Origin of the sequence: Rhizobium sp. NZLR1b (genome assembly GCF_019685155.1) — a bacterium.
Taxonomy (GTDB): Bacteria; Pseudomonadota; Alphaproteobacteria; order Rhizobiales; family Rhizobiaceae; genus Rhizobium.
Genome location: NZ_JABDWC010000033.1, coordinates 1 through 16494, shown reverse-complemented (window position 1 = coordinate 16494; position 16494 = coordinate 1). Strand labels below are relative to the sequence as shown.

At 60.7% G+C, this 16494-nt stretch carries 17 protein-coding genes; 13 read left to right on the top strand and 4 right to left on the bottom strand.

Annotated features, from left to right (window positions below; genetic code table 11):
- The first annotated feature begins 165 nt into the window (after positions 1-165).
- Positions 166-390 carry a hypothetical protein gene (locus HJB84_RS30450; RefSeq protein ID WP_207585286.1) on the top strand — a complete coding sequence of 75 codons (225 nt, stop codon included), beginning with the start codon at positions 166-168 and terminating at the stop codon, positions 388-390.
- Between the two features lie 66 nt (positions 391-456).
- Here the strand turns inward: HJB84_RS30450 and HJB84_RS30445 are convergent, their stop codons facing one another.
- Together HJB84_RS30445 and HJB84_RS30440 are read right to left on the bottom strand one after the other, a co-directional pair.
- The gene (locus HJB84_RS30445) at positions 457-897 is read right to left on the bottom strand and encodes a DMT family transporter (protein ID WP_207585285.1); all 441 of its coding nucleotides are present in this window, start codon (positions 895-897) and stop codon (positions 457-459) included.
- A complete protein-coding gene (locus tag HJB84_RS30440) occupies positions 894-1379 on the bottom strand; it encodes a DMT family transporter (protein WP_221117736.1) in 486 nt (161 codons plus the stop codon). The genes HJB84_RS30445 and HJB84_RS30440 overlap by 4 nt, the downstream gene beginning before the upstream one ends.
- A 138-nt stretch (positions 1380-1517) precedes the next feature.
- Here HJB84_RS30440 and HJB84_RS30435 point away from each other — a divergent pair, with 138 nt between their 5' ends.
- Positions 1518-1757, top strand: a complete 240-nt coding sequence (locus tag HJB84_RS30435; RefSeq protein WP_207585283.1) for a hypothetical protein — start codon at positions 1518-1520, stop codon at positions 1755-1757.
- A 64-nt stretch (positions 1758-1821) separates the two neighbouring features.
- Here HJB84_RS30435 and HJB84_RS30430 read toward each other — a convergent pair whose 3' ends face one another.
- The gene (locus tag HJB84_RS30430; RefSeq protein ID WP_221117735.1) at positions 1822-3588 is read right to left on the bottom strand and encodes an SLC13 family permease; all 1767 of its coding nucleotides are present in this window, start codon (positions 3586-3588) and stop codon (positions 1822-1824) included.
- Between the two features lie 293 nt (positions 3589-3881).
- On the opposite strand from HJB84_RS30430, the gene ligD reads away from it, so the two are divergent.
- From ligD to HJB84_RS30390, 8 genes are all read left to right on the top strand, one after another.
- Positions 3882-6527, top strand: a complete 2646-nt coding sequence (ligD, locus tag HJB84_RS30425) for a DNA ligase D (RefSeq protein WP_221117734.1) — start codon at positions 3882-3884, stop codon at positions 6525-6527.
- A gap of 195 nt (positions 6528-6722) precedes the next feature.
- On the top strand, positions 6723-7451 hold the full coding sequence (locus HJB84_RS30420) for a FadR/GntR family transcriptional regulator (RefSeq protein ID WP_207585633.1): 729 nt from the start codon (positions 6723-6725) through the stop codon (positions 7449-7451).
- Positions 7452-7501: 50 nt separating this feature from the next.
- The gene (gene denD, locus HJB84_RS30415; RefSeq protein ID WP_207585280.1) at positions 7502-8494 is read left to right on the top strand and encodes a D-erythronate dehydrogenase; all 993 of its coding nucleotides are present in this window, start codon (positions 7502-7504) and stop codon (positions 8492-8494) included.
- Between the two features lie 77 nt (positions 8495-8571).
- Positions 8572-9639, top strand: coding sequence for an ABC transporter ATP-binding protein (locus HJB84_RS30410; RefSeq protein WP_207585279.1), 1068 nt, complete (start codon positions 8572-8574; stop codon positions 9637-9639).
- Positions 9640-9784: 145 nt separating this feature from the next.
- The gene (locus HJB84_RS30405) at positions 9785-11089 is read left to right on the top strand and encodes an ABC transporter substrate-binding protein (protein WP_221117733.1); all 1305 of its coding nucleotides are present in this window, start codon (positions 9785-9787) and stop codon (positions 11087-11089) included.
- A 117-nt stretch (positions 11090-11206) separates the two neighbouring features.
- Positions 11207-12139, top strand: a complete 933-nt coding sequence (locus HJB84_RS30400; RefSeq protein ID WP_207585277.1) for a carbohydrate ABC transporter permease — start codon at positions 11207-11209, stop codon at positions 12137-12139.
- A 23-nt stretch (positions 12140-12162) separates the two neighbouring features.
- Positions 12163-13062, top strand: a complete 900-nt coding sequence (locus HJB84_RS30395) for a carbohydrate ABC transporter permease (protein ID WP_221117732.1) — start codon at positions 12163-12165, stop codon at positions 13060-13062.
- Positions 13063-13187: 125 nt separating this feature from the next.
- A complete protein-coding gene (locus tag HJB84_RS30390) occupies positions 13188-13868 on the top strand; it encodes a redoxin domain-containing protein (protein WP_207585275.1) in 681 nt (226 codons plus the stop codon).
- A 14-nt stretch (positions 13869-13882) separates the two neighbouring features.
- Here HJB84_RS30390 and HJB84_RS30385 read toward each other — a convergent pair whose 3' ends face one another.
- Positions 13883-14476 carry a TetR/AcrR family transcriptional regulator gene (locus HJB84_RS30385; protein WP_221117731.1) on the bottom strand — a complete coding sequence of 198 codons (594 nt, stop codon included), beginning with the start codon at positions 14474-14476 and terminating at the stop codon, positions 13883-13885.
- Positions 14477-14632: 156 nt separating this feature from the next.
- On the opposite strand from HJB84_RS30385, the gene HJB84_RS30380 reads away from it, so the two are divergent.
- From HJB84_RS30380 to HJB84_RS30370, 3 genes are all read left to right on the top strand, one after another.
- Positions 14633-15031, top strand: coding sequence for a RidA family protein (locus HJB84_RS30380; RefSeq protein WP_221117730.1), 399 nt, complete (start codon positions 14633-14635; stop codon positions 15029-15031).
- A gap of 325 nt (positions 15032-15356) precedes the next feature.
- Entirely contained in the window at positions 15357-15821 is a 465-nt protein-coding gene (locus HJB84_RS30375) for an NUDIX domain-containing protein (protein ID WP_221117729.1), read from the top strand.
- A gap of 174 nt (positions 15822-15995) precedes the next feature.
- Positions 15996-16277: a hypothetical protein gene (locus HJB84_RS30370; protein ID WP_221117728.1), complete on the top strand. Its 282-nt coding sequence runs from the start codon at positions 15996-15998 to the stop codon at positions 16275-16277.
- Positions 16278-16494 lie beyond the last annotated feature (217 nt).

The following is a 16494-nucleotide window of genomic DNA, read 5'->3' as shown; positions in this document are numbered from 1 at the left end:
AAGGTTTTCGCTCGACGCTGGAGACGGCTTCAGACGACGAAGTATCGACCGTCGGGATTGCAGAATACGTTCTGTCATCGATGATCAGGCCAAAATGCGATGTGCACGGAACAAGGATGCCTGTCATTGGGTTTCGAACCTTAGCGTTCAAAAGGAGGAGCATTCATGCCTACGGTTGCTGCGACACCCATCACCCCACCTGACCAGCACGTCGTCACCGCGCGCGAAGCCATCGAGCCGCTTTATGAGAAGCTCGAGCTCCAAACGGAATCGCTGGTTCTATCCGCGGCACTGGAAGCGGGATGGTCTCCGGATGAGGCAACGAGGGCACTTGCGGCGCTGAGACTGCAGGACGCTCTTTCCACCTTGGACGAACGAACCAGCCGTTAAACTCCGAGAATATCCACTGCCTCCGACAACTCCGACAGGGGTTGCCGTGCTGTTCGACGCGCACAGCTATTGCGAGCCGCCGGCTTTGCGTCGCCGCCGGCTGACCATCATTCCGCCGACGATGAGAACAATTCCGGTGGCGTTCGCCCAGAACGACGTCGGCACGGCGCGAAGATAATCAAACGCCACCCCCGTTACCATCTGGCCGCCAATGATCAGCAGAGCCGCATTGACCGCGCCTATCCGAGCAATCGCCCAGCTGCCTGCCGCCACGAAAACGACGCCGATCGGACCACCCAAAAAGACATACCAAGGCGCCTCGGCGGCTTCAGCTGGAAGCAGGCCTCCGACAACGAGACCAAGGCATGTAAGAACCGCAAAGCCTACGGCGTGATTCCAGAAGGATGCGATCAGCGGCGTTGTGGATATGCTCAACCGCCCATTGAGCTGACGACTGAGGCCGACGAGCACGCCGCCGAGGCAAGCCAGGAGAACGAACACTGTCACGCCGCACCTCGCCCAAACAGGATAATGAGTGCGCCGCCGGTGACGACCAGGCCGAGCGCGGCGATGTCCCGCATGTCCGGGCGCCGCTTGGGCAGTCCGAATAGACCCCAACTGTCGGCCGCCAGGCTGAAGGCGACCTGGCCTGCCAAACCCAAAGCCAAGGTGCCGGAGAGCCCGAGCGGCGAGTTGACCGCGGTCGAGGTCAGAATAACCGTTGCGGCCCCGGATACACCACCGAGATAGGCCCATAAGGGCGCTCTGTCGGTTTTACCCACCATCGGAGCGCGGCGGCGGTTGAGCGCTAAAAGAAGAATGACGGCGGCGACCATGCCTGTGCCGTGAGCGGTCCAAGATGAGAACATGGGATTGCCGACCCGTGCCAACTCACCGTTGAGATGCACCATGAACGTTAAGAGCCCACCCGTCGCAAAAGCTCCGATGAAGTAGATGGGATGCGAATTACGTGCTGCTTCGATGGTCATTGCAGATCCCGTCAAAGAATCGATTGCGCCGGATATTTTTCAAACTGCCATTACCGAACGCGCGTCTTGCACCTGGCCGGAGCTATCAGCATCGACATGGGAGTGCTAAACGGCGACCTTTGCATATAAGGAAATATCGTGAAAAAATTAGTTCGCCTGCTGCTGACGATCGCTCTTGCTCTCGTCGTTTTTACCGGTTTCCGCTGGTATCGCTATATCTCCAACACCGATAGCCCCTATGACGAAATCGGCATCACCCTCAACAATTCCATGCCCGGTCCGATCAACAGCTGGGGCTGCGCCAAGCTGAAAATCACCTTTGCCGGTTCCCTGCCGCCATATGGCTGCGCTGCCGCCGACGCGACGCAGTGGAAATAACGCACCAAGGCTGCGCCGATGGCCCAGCCTGAATTGCCTCGCGGAGTAGGCCGACCCCGCCGGCTCACATCGGCCAGACCGCCAGCAGGGCGGGCACACTGACCAGCACGACAATGAGCGAGAGCGGCAGGCCCAATCTCGCATAGTCGCCAAATCGATATCCGCCCGGCCCCATAACCAGCGTATTGCACTGATGCCCGATGGGCGTGAGGAAATCACAGCCGGCACCAATGGCCACCGCCATCAGAAAAGCATCGGGCCGAAAGCCCAGCTTGGCGGCAAAAGTCGCGGCGATCGGCGCCATGACCAGAACAGTTGCTGCGTTGTTCAAAAATGGGGTCACGGCCATGGCCGCAACCAGGATCAGAGCCAGAGCGCCGAACGGCGGGAGCATCTCGGCGATCCGCGACAGGAGGTCCGCGATGATGTCGGTGGTTCCCGTGGTTCTCAGCGAGTCACTGATCGGGATGAGAGCGGCCAGCATGATCAAAATGGGCGCATCAAGATGATGATAGACTTCGCGCAAGGGAATAGATCCGGTGACCACCATCAGAAAGGCGGCGGCAAAAAATGCTGTCGCGACAGGAATGCCGCCGAAGGCTGTCGCCCCCATGGTGGCCAAGAGGATGATGACGGGGATCATGCCGTTGCGGGCGTTGCCGAGCTTCAAATCCCGTACGACCAGCGGCAAACATCCCCATTCGCGTAAAAGATCCGGCAGCTTCTGCAAGTCGCCCTGCAAGACCACGACGTCGCCGTTGCGGATCTTGATCTCGCCCAGACGCTCGGTGAAGCGCCTGTCCCGGCGGCTGACGGCAAGAAGGTTGAGGCCGGTATTGTGGAAGAGAGAGACGTCTTTTGCGCTGACGCCGATCAAACGGGAATGTTCGCCGACGATGGCTTCAACGGAACTGATGTCCTGGCGTGTCTCCGGCTCGTGTTTACGATCGGACAGTTGAAGCCTGGCTTCACTGACGATCTTGTCGAGAGCGCTCTGCTCGCCCTCGATGATAAGACGGTCGCCATCCTTGAGCACTGTGTCGGGAAGCGGCGTTCGTCTTTGGCCGCTGCCACCGATAATTGCGGTCACCATCGCATCGCCGCCGGCGGGCTTCTGCAGCCAGCTGACGGACCGGCCAATCGCCGCCGACGGCGTGACGACCTTGGCCTCGGTCGTGTAGTTTTTGATCGCCACCGCCTCATCCATCGAGGTTTCTGCCCGGGTTCTTTCCGGAAGCAGCTTGTAGAACAGCCCCAGAAAGACAACGCCGGTGACCGCGAGCGCCAGGCCGACGGGCGTATAGTCGAACATCGTGAACGGCTGCCCGGTGATTTCCTCACGCACCCGGGAAACGATGATATTCGGTGATGTGCCGATCTGCGTCATAAGCCCTCCGAGCAGAGAGGCGAAAGACATCGGCATCAGGAACATCGACGGCGATACGCGTGATTTCCGCGCCATTTGCACGGCAACCGGGATCATGATTGCCAGCGCCCCGATATTTTTGACGAAAGCTGACAGGGCGGCGACAATGGCAACCAAAATGATCAGCTGCATCCGCGGCCCGCGTCTTTCGGGAGAAAATCGGCGCAACGCGACATCCATGATCCCCGATCTGGATATCGCCGCACTGACGATGAGCGCGCTGCCAACGATGATAACAATGTCATCGGCAAAACCGGAAAAGGCAGCTTTGGCAGGCACGATGCCGGCAATGATGGCAACGAGCAGCGAACTCACGGCGACGATATCGTATCGATAACGACCCCATACGAAGGCGCCCATCATGAGCGCGATGATGAGAAGGGAAAGCCATTGGTCAACGCGCATGTTTGCATCCCGGTGGTAGCAATTAACGTTTGAGGCATGAGAACGATACGACGCGACGGCGAATTTTTTTCATCGCCTCGCCGCTTCCTGTGGCCGACAATCGGTGGGTGCCGGTTTGTTCGGCCCGGTCGGCACGCCTGGCCGTCATTCGAAGTATCGAAGGCCACGTTCGCGATGCGGTGAGGCTTGGAATAGACGCGCGTGTTGCCAATATTCAGCAAGAGCAGGCCACCATGGAACTTCCAGCCGCCAGCCGGCATTCCATGCTCGGATATGCTGTTTGGGGAACGACCATGGCCAGTGACAACCTCTCGACATATCGATCGAAGCGCGACTTTCAAAAGACGACGGAGCCGAGCGGCGATAAGCAGAGCGCGCGCAGCAATCGCCGTCGCTTCATCATCCAGAAACATGATGCCACCCGGCTGCATTACGACCTGCGGCTCGAACTCGACGGCGTCTTCAAATCATGGGCGGTCACCAAGGGCCCATCGCTCGATCCGCACGACAAGCGGCTGGCTGTCGAGGTCGAGGATCACCCGCTCGATTATGGCGATTTCGAAGGCACGATCCCGAAAGGGCAGTATGGCGGCGGCACGGTGATGTTGTGGGACCGCGGCTATTGGGAGCCGGAGGGAAAGAAAAGTCCGGAGCAGGCGCTCGCCAAGGGTGACTTCAAATTCACCCTGGAAGGCGAAAGGCTGCACGGAAGCTTCGTGCTGGTGCGCATGCGTAATGACCGCGATCGCGGCAAGCGAACCAACTGGCTGTTAATCAAGCACCACGACGAATTCTCGGTCGATGAGAATGGCGCAGCGATCCTGGAAGAGAACGACACCTCGGTCGCCTCCGGCCGAGCGATGGATATGATCGCGGCCGGCAAAGGCCGCAAGCCAAAGCCATTCATGATCAAGGGTGGTGATGTTCAAGCGAATGCCGTCTGGGACAGCAATCACGGGCTGGCCGCCGAAGAGCGAAAAGAGGACGCCCGAGCCGACAGGAAGCCCAAGACGGCAGCAAGGGTCGACCTTCCAGACTTCATTGAGCCGCAACTTTGCCAGGCCCTGGAGCGGCCGCCGGCCGGCACCGGCTGGATTCACGAGATCAAGTTTGACGGCTACCGCATCCAGATGCGCACGCTCGAGGGCGAGGTGACGCTGAAGACGAGGAAAGGCCTGGATTGGACCGGCAAATACCCACAGATCGCCGAGGCGGCATCGGTGCTGCCTAATGCCATCATCGACGGCGAGATCTGCGCGCTCGACGACCATGGCGCACCGGATTTCGCAGCCCTACAGGCAGCCATTTCGGAGGGCAGGACCGGCGATCTCGTCTATTTCGCCTTCGATCTTCTTTATGAGGGTGGCGAGGATTTGAGATCTCTGCCTCTCATCGAGCGCAAGGCGCGGCTTCGAAGCTTTCTGTCGGATGCCGGCAGTGATCCCCGCCTGCGTTTCGTCGAACATTTCGAGACCGACGGCGATGCGGTCCTTCGCTCTGCCTGCAAGCTCTCACTGGAAGGCATCGTCTCCAAACAGGGCGATGCACCCTATCAATCGGGCCGCACCGAAAGCTGGGCGAAATCGAAATGCCGCGCCGGCCACGAAGTGGTGATCGGCGCCTATGCCAAGACCAATGGCAAATTCCGATCCCTGCTGGTCGGCGTCTATCGCGGCGACCACTTCGTCTATGTCGGCCGCGTCGGCACGGGCTATGGCGCGAAAAAGGTGGAAACGCTGCTTCCGAAGCTGAAGGCGCTCGAGACGGCAAAATCGCCCTTTACCGGGATCGGCGCGCCGAAAAGGGAGGCCGAGGTCACCTGGTTGAAGCCGGAACTCGTCGCCGAAATCGAATTCGCAGGCTGGACCGCCGACGGTCAGGCCCGCCAGGCCGCCTTCAAGGGTCTGCGCGAGGACAAGCCGGCCAGGGAAGTCAAGGCCGAACGGCCGGCGAAGCCCGCACAGACTGAAGTGCCGGAGCCCGCGGTGGCGGTGAAGAGCAGACCCATCCGCCGCAAAGGCGCCAAGGCCGAGGTGATGGGCGTACTGATCTCCAATCCCGACAAGTCGCTGTGGCCGGATGCCAATGATGGCAAAGCCGTGACCAAGGAGGATCTGGCCCAATATTATGAAGCCGTCGGCACCTGGATGATCGAGCACATCAAGGGTCGCCCCTGTTCGATCATCCGAACGCCCGACGGGGTTGGCGGCGAGCAGTTTTTCCAGCGCCATGCGATGCCCGGCACCTCGAACCTTCTCGAACTGGTCAAGGTCTTCGGTGACAAAAAGCCCTATCTGCAGATCGACCGGGTCGAGGGTCTGGCTGCCGTCGCGCAGATCGGCGCTGTCGAGCTGCATCCCTGGAATTGCGAACCGCATAAGCCGGAGGTGCCCGGCCGGCTGGTGTTCGACCTCGACCCCGGCCCCGACGTGCCGTTCTCCACAGTCGTTTCCGCCGCCCGCGAAATGTGCGATCGTCTCGACGCGCTGGGTCTGATCAGCTTTTGCAAGACGACCGGCGGCAAGGGCCTGCACGTCGTCACGCCGCTTGCGATCAACAAGCGCAAGCCGCTTTCCTGGGCAGAAGCGAAGAGCTTCGCGCACGACGTCTGCCAGCAGATGGCGCGCGACCATCCGGAACTTTATCTGATCAAGATGACGAAGAGCCTGAGGAACGGCCGCATCTTCCTCGACTATCTCCGCAATGACCGGATGGCGACGGCCGTGGCACCTTTATCGCCCCGTGCGCGCCCGGGCGCAACCGTCTCGATGCCGCTGACCTGGAGCCAGGTCAAATCGGATCTGGACCCCAAACGCTTCACCATCCGCACCGTGCCGGCACTGCTGTCGAAATCGTCAGCCTGGGAGGATTACTGCGACGGCCAGCGCCCGCTGGAGCAGGCAATCAAACGCCTTGGCAAAGTCTCGAACGCGGCCTGAACGCGAATAACAGTCCGCCCGTGGTCAGCTGTCCCTGTCGGAATGAATTTTCTCTGAGGGCCGATATTGCCCTTCGCAAAACCGCTCCAAATGACAGCGGAGTGGATCGTGGACATCAAGCGTTGACAATCCTTTGCCCTCGAGGTCTACTGGCCCACTTATCGGACCAGCAGACCTCAGGGGGAGGGCATGGCGATGGATGTTCGAGCCATGCTCGAAGACGACGTTGCGACGCTTGGTGGAGCGCCGAAGAAGTCGATGAAAGACTTCGTCGTCCAGAAGATTGCGACCTTCATCGCCACCGGCATCCTCAAGACAGGTGACCCGCTTCCGAGCGAACGTGAACTGGCTGCCGCGCTCTCGGTCAGCCGCGAGACCGTCCGCGGGGCGATCCTGATCCTTTCCACGCATGGAATTCTCTCGGTTGCGCAGGGAACCCGCACGGTGGTGGCGTCTGAAGATGTCGGCGAATTGGCTGTTCAGGCGGCGCGCTATCGCGACATTGCGGCCTACAGTCTCGACAATGTTCATGAGGCGCGGCTGCTGATCGAAGCGCAGGTCGTCAGGGCTGCCGCGGTCAGGATGGAACCTTCGACGCTTGATTATCTCCGCCAGTCGATCGCAGCACAGGAAGCCGCCTGTGACGATCCTGTTCGCTTCTTGATCTGTGACCGGGAATTTCACACCGCCATCTATCGCTCCAGCGGCAACGCGGTGCTGGCTGACATGGCCGCCGACCTCTATTCCTACCTTCTCAGCCACCGAAGGCGCGTTGTATCGCAGCCCGGGACGATCGCCACCAGCATCGCCGATCACCGGTTGATCCTCGCCGGTTTGGAGACTGGGGATCCGGACGCCGCATGCGCGGCCTTCGCGCTCCACGAAACCCGCATTTATACGACAACCAAGCTGCTCCTAGCCTAGGCCGCAGGCGAAGAGCAGGAGAGACAGAAGTCGAAGACAGGGGGAATACGATGCATATTCTCATTATCGGGGCGGGAGGCATGATCGGCCGGAAGCTCGCTGCCAGCTTGGCGCGCAGCGGTTTCCTCGGCGCCGATACGATCACCCGCATGACGCTCGCCGATATCGCCCCTCCGCCTGTGCCAGCCGGCGTCGTTGCGTCGGTGGAAGCCCTAGCCGCCGATATTTCCGCAGGCGATGCCGCGGAAGCCCTGGCGGCTCGCCGGGCCGACGTGATCTTTCATCTCGCCGCGATCGTTTCCGGCGAGGCCGAGCGCGATTTCGAACTGGGCTACCGGGTCAATCTCGATGGCACGCGAGCTTTGTTGGAAGCGATCCGTCGTGAAGGAAGCCGGCAAGCCTATGTTCCCCGGTTCGTCTTCTCCTCGTCGATTGCGGTCTATGGCTCGCCGTTTCCCGATCCGATCCCCGACGATTACGTCCAGGCGCCTCTCACCAGCTACGGCGTGCAGAAGGCGATATCGGAGCTGTTGCTCGCCGACTATTCGCGGCGCGGCTTCATCGACGGCGTGGGAATTCGATTGCCGACCATCGTGATCCGGCCGGGTGCCCCGAATGCCGCCGCATCCGGCTTCTTTTCCGGAATTCTGCGGGAACCGCTCGCCGGCCAGCGGGCTGTTCTTCCCGTGGAGGAAACGGTCAAGCACTGGCTGGCAAGCCCACGTTCCGCCGTCAAATTTCTGATCCACGCCGCGACGCTCGACACATCGTCGCTGGGTGCGCGGCGCACGCTGACCATGCCGGGGGTTGCAGCCACCGTTGCCGACCAGATTGCCGCGTTGCGCCGGGTTGCCGGCCCCGAGGCGGTTGAGTTGATCGACCGTCGCCGCGACGAGGTCATTGAAGCGATCGTCGCCGGATGGCCGAAATCCTTTGCGCCTGATCGTGCGACGCAACTGGGTTTCACCGCCGAAACCAGCGTCGACGAGCTGATCGAGGTCTACCTCGCCGAAGACGCTCCGGGTGCGTCGCGAGGAGATTGAGGAGAGGGGCGGGAGCCTCATTATAACGACAAGACGAAGACACAGCATGTAGCGCTCGATTTCTGGGAGGAGTGAGTATGGCAGGCGTTCAATTCGCGGATGTGCGGAAATCATTCGGGGCATTTCCGGTCATCAAAGGCGTCGATATCGACATCGCCGATGGTGAGTTCGTGATCCTGGTCGGCCCGTCGGGTTGTGGTAAATCCACGCTGCTGCGGATGCTGGCGGGACTTGAGAACATTTCCGGCGGCGAGATCAAGATCGGCGGGCGCGTGGTCAACACGCTGCCGCCGAAGGACCGCGACATCGCCATGGTGTTTCAGAACTATGCGCTCTATCCGCATATGACGGTGGAGCAGAACATGGGCTTCTCGCTGATGCTGAACAAGGCGCCGAAGGCCGAGGCCGAGAAGCGGGTGAAATACGCCGCCGGCATCCTCGGTCTCGACAAATTGCTCGACCGTTATCCGCGCCAGCTTTCCGGCGGCCAGCGCCAGCGTGTCGCCATGGGCCGGGCGATCGTGCGCGATCCGGAGGTCTTCCTGTTCGATGAACCGCTGTCCAACCTCGATGCCAAGCTGCGCGTCGCCATGCGCGCCGAAATCAAGGAGCTGCATCAGCGACTGAAAACCACTACCGTCTACGTCACCCACGACCAGATCGAGGCGATGACCATGGCCGACAAGATCGTCGTCATGCATGACGGTGTCGTCGAGCAGATCGGCACGCCGCTCGAGCTTTACGACACGCCGGCCAATCTCTTCGTCGGCGGCTTCATCGGCTCGCCGGCGATGAATATGATCAAGGGCAGGCTCGATCCGGAAAACCCGACGCAATTCAGGGCATCCGACGGCACGACGCTGCCGGTCGCCCATCCGCCGGCCGGCGCCATCGGCCGCGACCTCGTCTACGGACTTCGCCCGGAATACATCTTGCTCGACGCCAATGGCCTGCCCGGCGAAATCGTGGTGATCGAGCCGACCGGCTATGAGACCCATCTCACCCTCAAGCTCGGCGGCAGCGATGTCAGCTGCGTCTTCCGCGAACGCGTCAACGCGCGGCCGGGCGAAATTCTGCGCGTTGCGATCGACGCCGCGCATGTTCATCTCTTCGATGCCGAGAGCGGCCGGAGATTAACCGACTGACGCCGTCCGGCAGCGGCGGGGCGGAGGAGCTCTCGCAGCCAGCAGGTTGGTCGCATCCCCTCTCAGGGATGCAAGGACCGTCGTTCACCAAGCGGGAGGTGAGCGCCGGGGAGTTCGCACCCGCGTTTTGATGAGGAGGAATCTCATGAGGATCAAAAGACGTGACTTTCTTGCCGCCTCGGCTGCCGTCGCCGGCGCCGCCGGCCTCGGCATTCGGCCATCTCTCGCCCAGGCCGAACCGAGCTACACGCCGGAAAGCGGTGCCAGCCTTCGTCTGCTGCGCTGGACACCCTTCGTCAAGGGCGACGAGGAGGCCTGGATCGCCAACACCAAGAAGTTTACCGAAGCGACCGGCGTCGAAGTGCGCATCGACAAGGAAAGCTGGGAGGACATCCGTCCGAAGGCCGCCGTTGCCGCCAATGTCGGCTCCGGCCCCGATCTCATCATGTGCTGGTTCGACGACGCGCATCAGTATCCGGACAAGCTGGTCGATCTCACCGAACTCGGCAATTATCTCGGCAATAAATATGAGGGCTGGTACGACGGTGTTAAGGGTTATGCGACCCGCGGCGACACCTTCATCGCCATGCCGCTGACGGCGATCGGCAACGCCGTCGTCTATCGCGACAGCCACGTCAAGGCCGCCGGTTTCAACGAATTCCCGAACGATACCGCAGGCTTCCTCGAACTCTGCAAGGCCATGAAGGCAAAGGGCACACCGGCCGGCTTCCCGCATGGCAAGGCCGTCGGCGACGGCAACAACTACGCCCACTGGCTGCTGTGGAGCCATAACGGCATGATGGTTGACGAAGGCGGCAAGGTAACGATCAACAGCCCCGAGACGCTGGCTTCGATCAACTATGCCAAGGAGCTCTACGCGACCTTCATTCCGGGCACGGAGAGCTGGCAGGACGTCAACAACAACCGCGCCTTCCTGGCCGGCCAGGTCTCGCTGATCGCCAACGGCGTCTCGGTCTATTACACCGCCAAGAACGACCCGAAGCTCGCCGAGATCGCCAAGGACATCCGCACGACGAACTTCCCGATCGGACCTGTCGGCAAGAGCGTCGAACTTTGCCAGACGAGCTCGCTGCTTCTCTTCAAGCACACCAAATATCCAGAAGCGGCCAAGGCCTACATCAAGTTCATGATGGAAGCCGATCAGATGAATGCCTGGATCCAGGGCTCCAGCGCCTATTGCTGCCAGCCGCTCAAGGCCTTCGCCAAGAACCCGATCTGGACCGCCGATCCGGTGCACGCGCCCTATGCGCGCGCCTCGGAGAAGCTGCGCCCGAACGGCTATGCCGGCCCGCTCGGCTATGCCTCAGCAGCGACCATGGCCGACTATGTTCTGGTCGACATGTATGCCGCCGCCGTCACCGGTCAGATGTCGCCGGAAGATGCGATGAAGGAAGCTGAACGCCGGGCAAACCGCTACTATCGCGTCTGACCCGCGCGTCGGAGCATGATGCCATCATGCTCTGACTATTCCTAAAGCAAGCGGGGTGCCGGCCTTCGGCATGCCGCAGCCTCCTCCGGGAGTTCAAACGCGATCTGGAGATAAGCAATGTCGATGGCAAATTCGAGGGATAGACGTGGGCCGGTCTCTTCGCTCCTGCAGAACAACAATGTGCTCGGCTTCCTGTTCATGCTGCCGGCGGCAGTGTTCCTTGTCTGCTTTCTTACCTACCCGCTGGGGCTCGGCGTCTGGCTCGGCTTCACCGATACCAGGATCGGCCGCGACGGCGTCTTCATCGGGCTGGAAAACTACCAGTTCCTGATGGACGACTCGGTCTTCTGGCTGTCGGTCTTCAACACCATCCTCTATACCTCCGTCGCCTCGGTGCTGAAATTCGCGCTCGGCCTCTGGCTGGCGATGCTGCTCAACCAGCACCTGCCCTACAAATCCTTTTTCCGGGCCATAGTCCTGCTTCCTTGGGTGGTGCCGACGGTGCTGTCGGCGCTGGCCTTCTGGTGGATCTACGATGCGCAGTTCTCGATCATCTCCTGGTCGCTGATGAAGCTGGGGCTGATCAGCGGACCGATCAACTTCCTCGGCGACCCGATCAATGCGCGCATATCCGTCATCGTCGCCAATGTCTGGCGCGGCATTCCCTTCGTGGCGATCTCGCTGCTTGCCGGGCTGCAGACGATCCCAGCCTCGCTGCAGGAGGCAGCCTCCCTCGACGGCGCCACGAGTTGGCAGCGTTTCCGCTATGTGACGCTGCCGATGCTGACGCCGATCATCGCCGTCGTGATGACCTTCTCGGTGCTTTTCACCTTCACCGATTTCCAGCTGATCTACGTGTTGACCAAGGGCGGCCCTGTCAACGCGACGCATCTGATGGCGACACTCTCGTTCCAGCGCGGCATTCCCGGCGGCCAGCTTGGCGAGGGTGCGGCGATCGCGGTTGCAATGGTGCCCTTCCTGCTCGGCGCGATCATGTTCAGCTTCTTCGGCCTGCAACGGCGCAAATGGCAGCAGGGCGGCCAGGATTAAGGCCAAGGATTAGGAGAGTGACGATGTCGACAAATTTAACCACCGCCGATCAGGTCGTGACCGACAACGCAGAAGGCATGAGCTATCTGAACCGCCTGCCGCGGCGGATCGTGATGCTCTACCTGCCGATGGCCGTCTTCGTCTTCGTCCTGCTCTTCCCGTTCTACTGGATGGCGGTCACCGCGGTGAAACCCAACGACCAGCTGACCGACTACAACAATTACAGCCCGTTCTGGGTGGTGGGACCGACGCTCGCGCACATCAAATACCTGTTCCTCGAGACATCCTATCCGGGCTGGCTGTGGAACACGATGCTGGTGGCGGTCTGCTCCACCTTTCTCTCGCTTGTGGCTTCGGTCTTGGGCGCCTATGCCATCGAGCGCGTCCGCTTCACCGGTTCGCGTTCGGTCGGCCTGGTGATCTTCCTCGCCTATCTCGTGCCGCCCTCGATCCTCTTCATCCCGCTTGCCTTCATCGTCTTCAAGCTCGGGATCTACGACTCCCGGCTGGCGCTGATCTTCACCTATCCGACCTTCCTCATTCCCTTCTGCACCTGGCTGCTGATGGGTTATTTCCGCTCGATCCCTTTCGAGCTGGAGGAAAGCGCGCTCGTGGACGGCGCCAACCGGTGGCAGATTCTCACCAAGATCATCCTGCCGCTCGCCGTGCCGGGGCTGATTTCGGCCGGGATCTTCGCCTTCACACTGTCCTGGAACGAATTCATCTATGCTCTTACGTTCATTCAGTCCTCGGAGAATAAAACTATTCCCGTCGGCGTGCTGACCGAACTGGTGCGCGGCGATGTCTTCGAATGGGGGGCGCTGATGGCGGGAGCCCTGTTCGGCTCACTCCCGGTGGTCATCCTCTACTCGTTCTTCGTGGATTATTACGTGTCCTCGATGACCGGGGCGGTGAAGGAGTGACAGCGGCAAATGGGATGCCGAACCACATTCGGCGGTCTCAATGTCGAGCACTGGGCCTTCTTGCGACACGTGGTATAGTTAAATGTCGGTCATCCATCTGGACGATACGATAAAGGAATTATTCCATGGGAGACCAGAAACGCCCGCTGCAACCTGGAGAAGCCGCGCCCGGGTTTGCACTAGCCACGGCCAACTTCGACGGAACAGTCTCTTTCGCCGACTTGAGCGGTCGCCCGTTCCTGATCGGCTTCTTTCGCGGGCTCCACTGCCCGTTCTGCCGGCGTCAGCTGGAACAGCTTGCCGGCGTAGAGCCGACCCTGCGTGCCGCCGGGGTGGAGACCGTGGCCGTTATCAACACGCCGGTGGAACGTGCCCGCCTGTATTTCCGCCACCGGCCGACGCCGGTAACGCTTCTATGTGACCCGGACTGCCGCACGCATCGGGCCTACGGTGTGCCGCATGCCGGGTTCCTGCCCGATGGGAGTGGCGAGCAGCCCGAATGGCCCTATAGCGCGACGATGGCGCAGTTCCAGGCGGCACGCATCAACCCTACCGGCGAACTGCCGGAACCGCGGCACCCGATGGAAGCCAACACCATACTCAACGCCAAGGACCGCTTCGAGCTTACGGAAGCCGATCATGCGATCTTCGCGAATCACGCTACCCAACTCGTCGGGCACTTCATGGTCAATGCGAACGGCACCGTCGGCTGGGCACGAATCGAGGCGCTCGACGGACCGAACAGCCTCTCCATCTTCCCGACCGCGGCGGAGATCATCGCCGCCGCCGGCAGCCTTGCACGCTGACCTGCAGCGAACGATCACAAACGCTGCAAAAGCAGACCTGCCGCCAAGGCATGAAAGGCGTCGACCGCTTTCGGCAGCACGTTTTGCGGATTTTCGCTGGCGGCAATCCAGAGAGCAGCATTGAGAGCCGCGCCGCTCAGCAACCGGGCCGTTGCCTCTGCGTCAAGCGGCTTGAGGACGCCCTGTGCGATCAGGCGCTCGACGGTGCTCTTGGTCACCTGCAGACAGGTGTTCTGGCTTGGCCACTGCGAGGGATCGCCTAACACCGCAGGTCCGTCGAGCAGAACGATGCGTTGGACTTCCGGATTGAGCGCCATCTGGATATAGGCCGCACCCTCGGCGAGCAGGCCCCGCCAATCGTTACCCGCCAGAGCCCCGATCTCTTTGGCGCGCGCCGCCATTTCCATGTCGATCTGATCGACAACCGCTGCCAGCAGCCCGCGCTTGTCTCCAAAATTGTGGTAAAGCGCGCCCCGTGTCAGACCGGCGTCAGCGGTCAGCTCGTCCATCGATGCAGCGGAGTACCCCTTTTCCGCAAAAGCCTTTCGCGCTGCCGCGATCAACTTGGCGCGGTTTTCCTGCATCGTTTCGCTGCGTGTTTTCGCCATCCGACCCCTCAAATTCACATACGTAACGTATATAGGATTGACATACGCTGCGTATGCGAGATATCACACATACGTACCGTATATCAAATAGTGCGCGAGCCTGTGAAGCGTTACGCCGCGCTGATCGGTCGTTGCCAACAAGAAAGAGAGACCAGAATGACTGAACGCGAAGCAATCTTTCCTGCCGACAGGCACGCTCTTTACGAGCAGCACGGCTATTCGGCCGCGATCCGATCCGGTGATCTGCTGTTCGTGTCCGGACAGGTCGGCAGCCGTTCGGATGGAACAGCCGAACCCGATTTCGAACGCCAGGTCCGGCTGGCCTTTGAAAACCTGAAGGCCACGCTCAGCGCAGCCGGCTGCACGGTCGATGATATCGTCGATGTCACCACCTTCCACACGGATCCTGAAAACCAGTTCGCAACCATCATGGCCGTCAAACAACAGATTTTCAGCAAGCCGCCCTATCCGAATTGGACCGCACTCGGCGTCAACTGGCTCGCCGGCTTCGACTTCGAGATAAAGGTCATCGCCCGTATTCCAGCAAGCAACTGATATCGCCAGGTTCCGGCGGCACGGGACGCCCTCAAGGTGAAAGCGCGCAACTTTCATTGCGCCGCTGGTCGAGAACTTGCCGACATCGGGAGTCGCTCCTATCTCATGTCCAATAGACTGATGGAGCGACGAGATGGTGGAACTTGTGGCTGACACTCAATTCGATACGACGATCGAGATCATTCCTCCGGAAGACACAAAAGACCAGTCCGATGGCCGTATTTGCCTTTGCTGTAAACGCCGGTGTCGATGGATGGACGACGACGGCTGCGGCATCTGCGAGGAATGTCTGGCCTCATGATGAAAGCAGGAAGGGCACAACGCGATGGCAATCCGCAGCGCCGGACTTCTGATTTATCGGCGCGTGTCCAATGACCTCGAAGTTCTCCTCGTCCATCCAGGCGGTCCCTTCTGGGCTGGGAAAGACGAGGCTGCCTGGTCGATCCCGAAGGGATTGGTCGAGCCGGAAGAGGATGAACTGGCGGCGGCAATGAGGGAGACTGCCGAAGAACTGGGTGTTGCAGTCGACGGCATAGTCACACCGCTGGGCGAATACCGGCAGCCTAGTGGCAAGATCGTCGTCGCGTGGTCGATCGAAGCCAATCCGCTATTGGACGTGAACGCCATACGGAGCTCTGAATTTCAAATGGAATGGCCCCCGAAATCGGGCCGGCTAAAGAGCTTTCCGGAGGTCGATCGCGCGGGCTGGTTTTCCCTGGCCGACGCGGGAACAAAGCTTTTGAAAGGCCAGCGCCCGATGCTTGCCGACCTCCTGAAGCATCAGGAATGATCGGCGGGAAATGATGAATTGAGCCACCCCGCTCGCCGCACGCATGCGTGAAGCGCGCAGCAGCTATGAGTTGTTTCTACAGACGTCCATCTCCATCTGACAGTCAAAGCCATCTGACTCAAATCGAGAAAATCGGCGCTCCGACCCGGCTTGGGCACGCGCGAGGAGACAATCATGAACGAGATTTCGAAAACCCTGAACGACATGACGCTTGTCGAACGGTCGAGCCTGCTCGACACCGTCGCCGACGCCCTTGAGGCAACCGCTGAGGAGGCAGGAGGGGAGGGCGACGCCCGCTTCGTCGCCAACTCCATCTGCATCGCCAATACGATCCGGGGACTATCGGGGGAGCTTGCGCCCCGCGATCTGCGGGCGGCCGAATTGCTCCTCGAGCAGGGTATCATGCTCGTCCACCAATTTTCCAACAGGACGAAACCAGGCGGAATGGTCCACTAGCCGTAGCGCTTGGCTACGACGCGCGCCGGCCGGTCGACCATCCGAATCCGTTTGAGCCAACAGAATGCTTCAATCTAACCAGGAAAGGCTCTAGCAGGCTGCTGAAAAACCCACTGGCTTTTGGGCTGGACACATGATTCCATCTTGCAAGTGATTTCGAGGGAATTTGGATGCGCGGCGGGGATGATCGGACGGGGTCGCTGTTTTCGTATGTCGA

What these genes read in the sequence shown, in the direction of transcription:
- HJB84_RS30430 (WP_221117735.1), bottom strand. Translation starts at nt 3,588, where the DNA reads ATGCGCGTTGACCAATGGCTTTCCCTTCTCATCATCGCGCTCATGATG.
- HJB84_RS30370 (WP_221117728.1), top strand. Translation starts at nt 15,996, where the DNA reads ATGAACGAGATTTCGAAAACCCTGAACGACATGACGCTTGTCGAACGG.
- HJB84_RS30390 (WP_207585275.1), top strand. Translation starts at nt 13,188, where the DNA reads ATGGGAGACCAGAAACGCCCGCTGCAACCTGGAGAAGCCGCGCCCGGG.
- HJB84_RS30395 (WP_221117732.1), top strand. Translation starts at nt 12,163, where the DNA reads ATGTCGACAAATTTAACCACCGCCGATCAGGTCGTGACCGACAACGCA.
- ligD (WP_221117734.1), top strand. Translation starts at nt 3,882, where the DNA reads ATGGCCAGTGACAACCTCTCGACATATCGATCGAAGCGCGACTTTCAA.
- HJB84_RS30440 (WP_221117736.1), bottom strand. Translation starts at nt 1,379, where the DNA reads ATGACCATCGAAGCAGCACGTAATTCGCATCCCATCTACTTCATCGGA.
- HJB84_RS30405 (WP_221117733.1), top strand. Translation starts at nt 9,785, where the DNA reads ATGAGGATCAAAAGACGTGACTTTCTTGCCGCCTCGGCTGCCGTCGCC.
- denD (WP_207585280.1), top strand. Translation starts at nt 7,502, where the DNA reads ATGCATATTCTCATTATCGGGGCGGGAGGCATGATCGGCCGGAAGCTC.
- HJB84_RS30420 (WP_207585633.1), top strand. Translation starts at nt 6,723, where the DNA reads ATGGATGTTCGAGCCATGCTCGAAGACGACGTTGCGACGCTTGGTGGA.
- HJB84_RS30380 (WP_221117730.1), top strand. Translation starts at nt 14,633, where the DNA reads ATGACTGAACGCGAAGCAATCTTTCCTGCCGACAGGCACGCTCTTTAC.
- HJB84_RS30385 (WP_221117731.1), bottom strand. Translation starts at nt 14,476, where the DNA reads ATGGCGAAAACACGCAGCGAAACGATGCAGGAAAACCGCGCCAAGTTG.
- HJB84_RS30450 (WP_207585286.1), top strand. Translation starts at nt 166, where the DNA reads ATGCCTACGGTTGCTGCGACACCCATCACCCCACCTGACCAGCACGTC.
- HJB84_RS30375 (WP_221117729.1), top strand. Translation starts at nt 15,357, where the DNA reads ATGGCAATCCGCAGCGCCGGACTTCTGATTTATCGGCGCGTGTCCAAT.
- HJB84_RS30400 (WP_207585277.1), top strand. Translation starts at nt 11,207, where the DNA reads ATGTCGATGGCAAATTCGAGGGATAGACGTGGGCCGGTCTCTTCGCTC.
- HJB84_RS30410 (WP_207585279.1), top strand. Translation starts at nt 8,572, where the DNA reads ATGGCAGGCGTTCAATTCGCGGATGTGCGGAAATCATTCGGGGCATTT.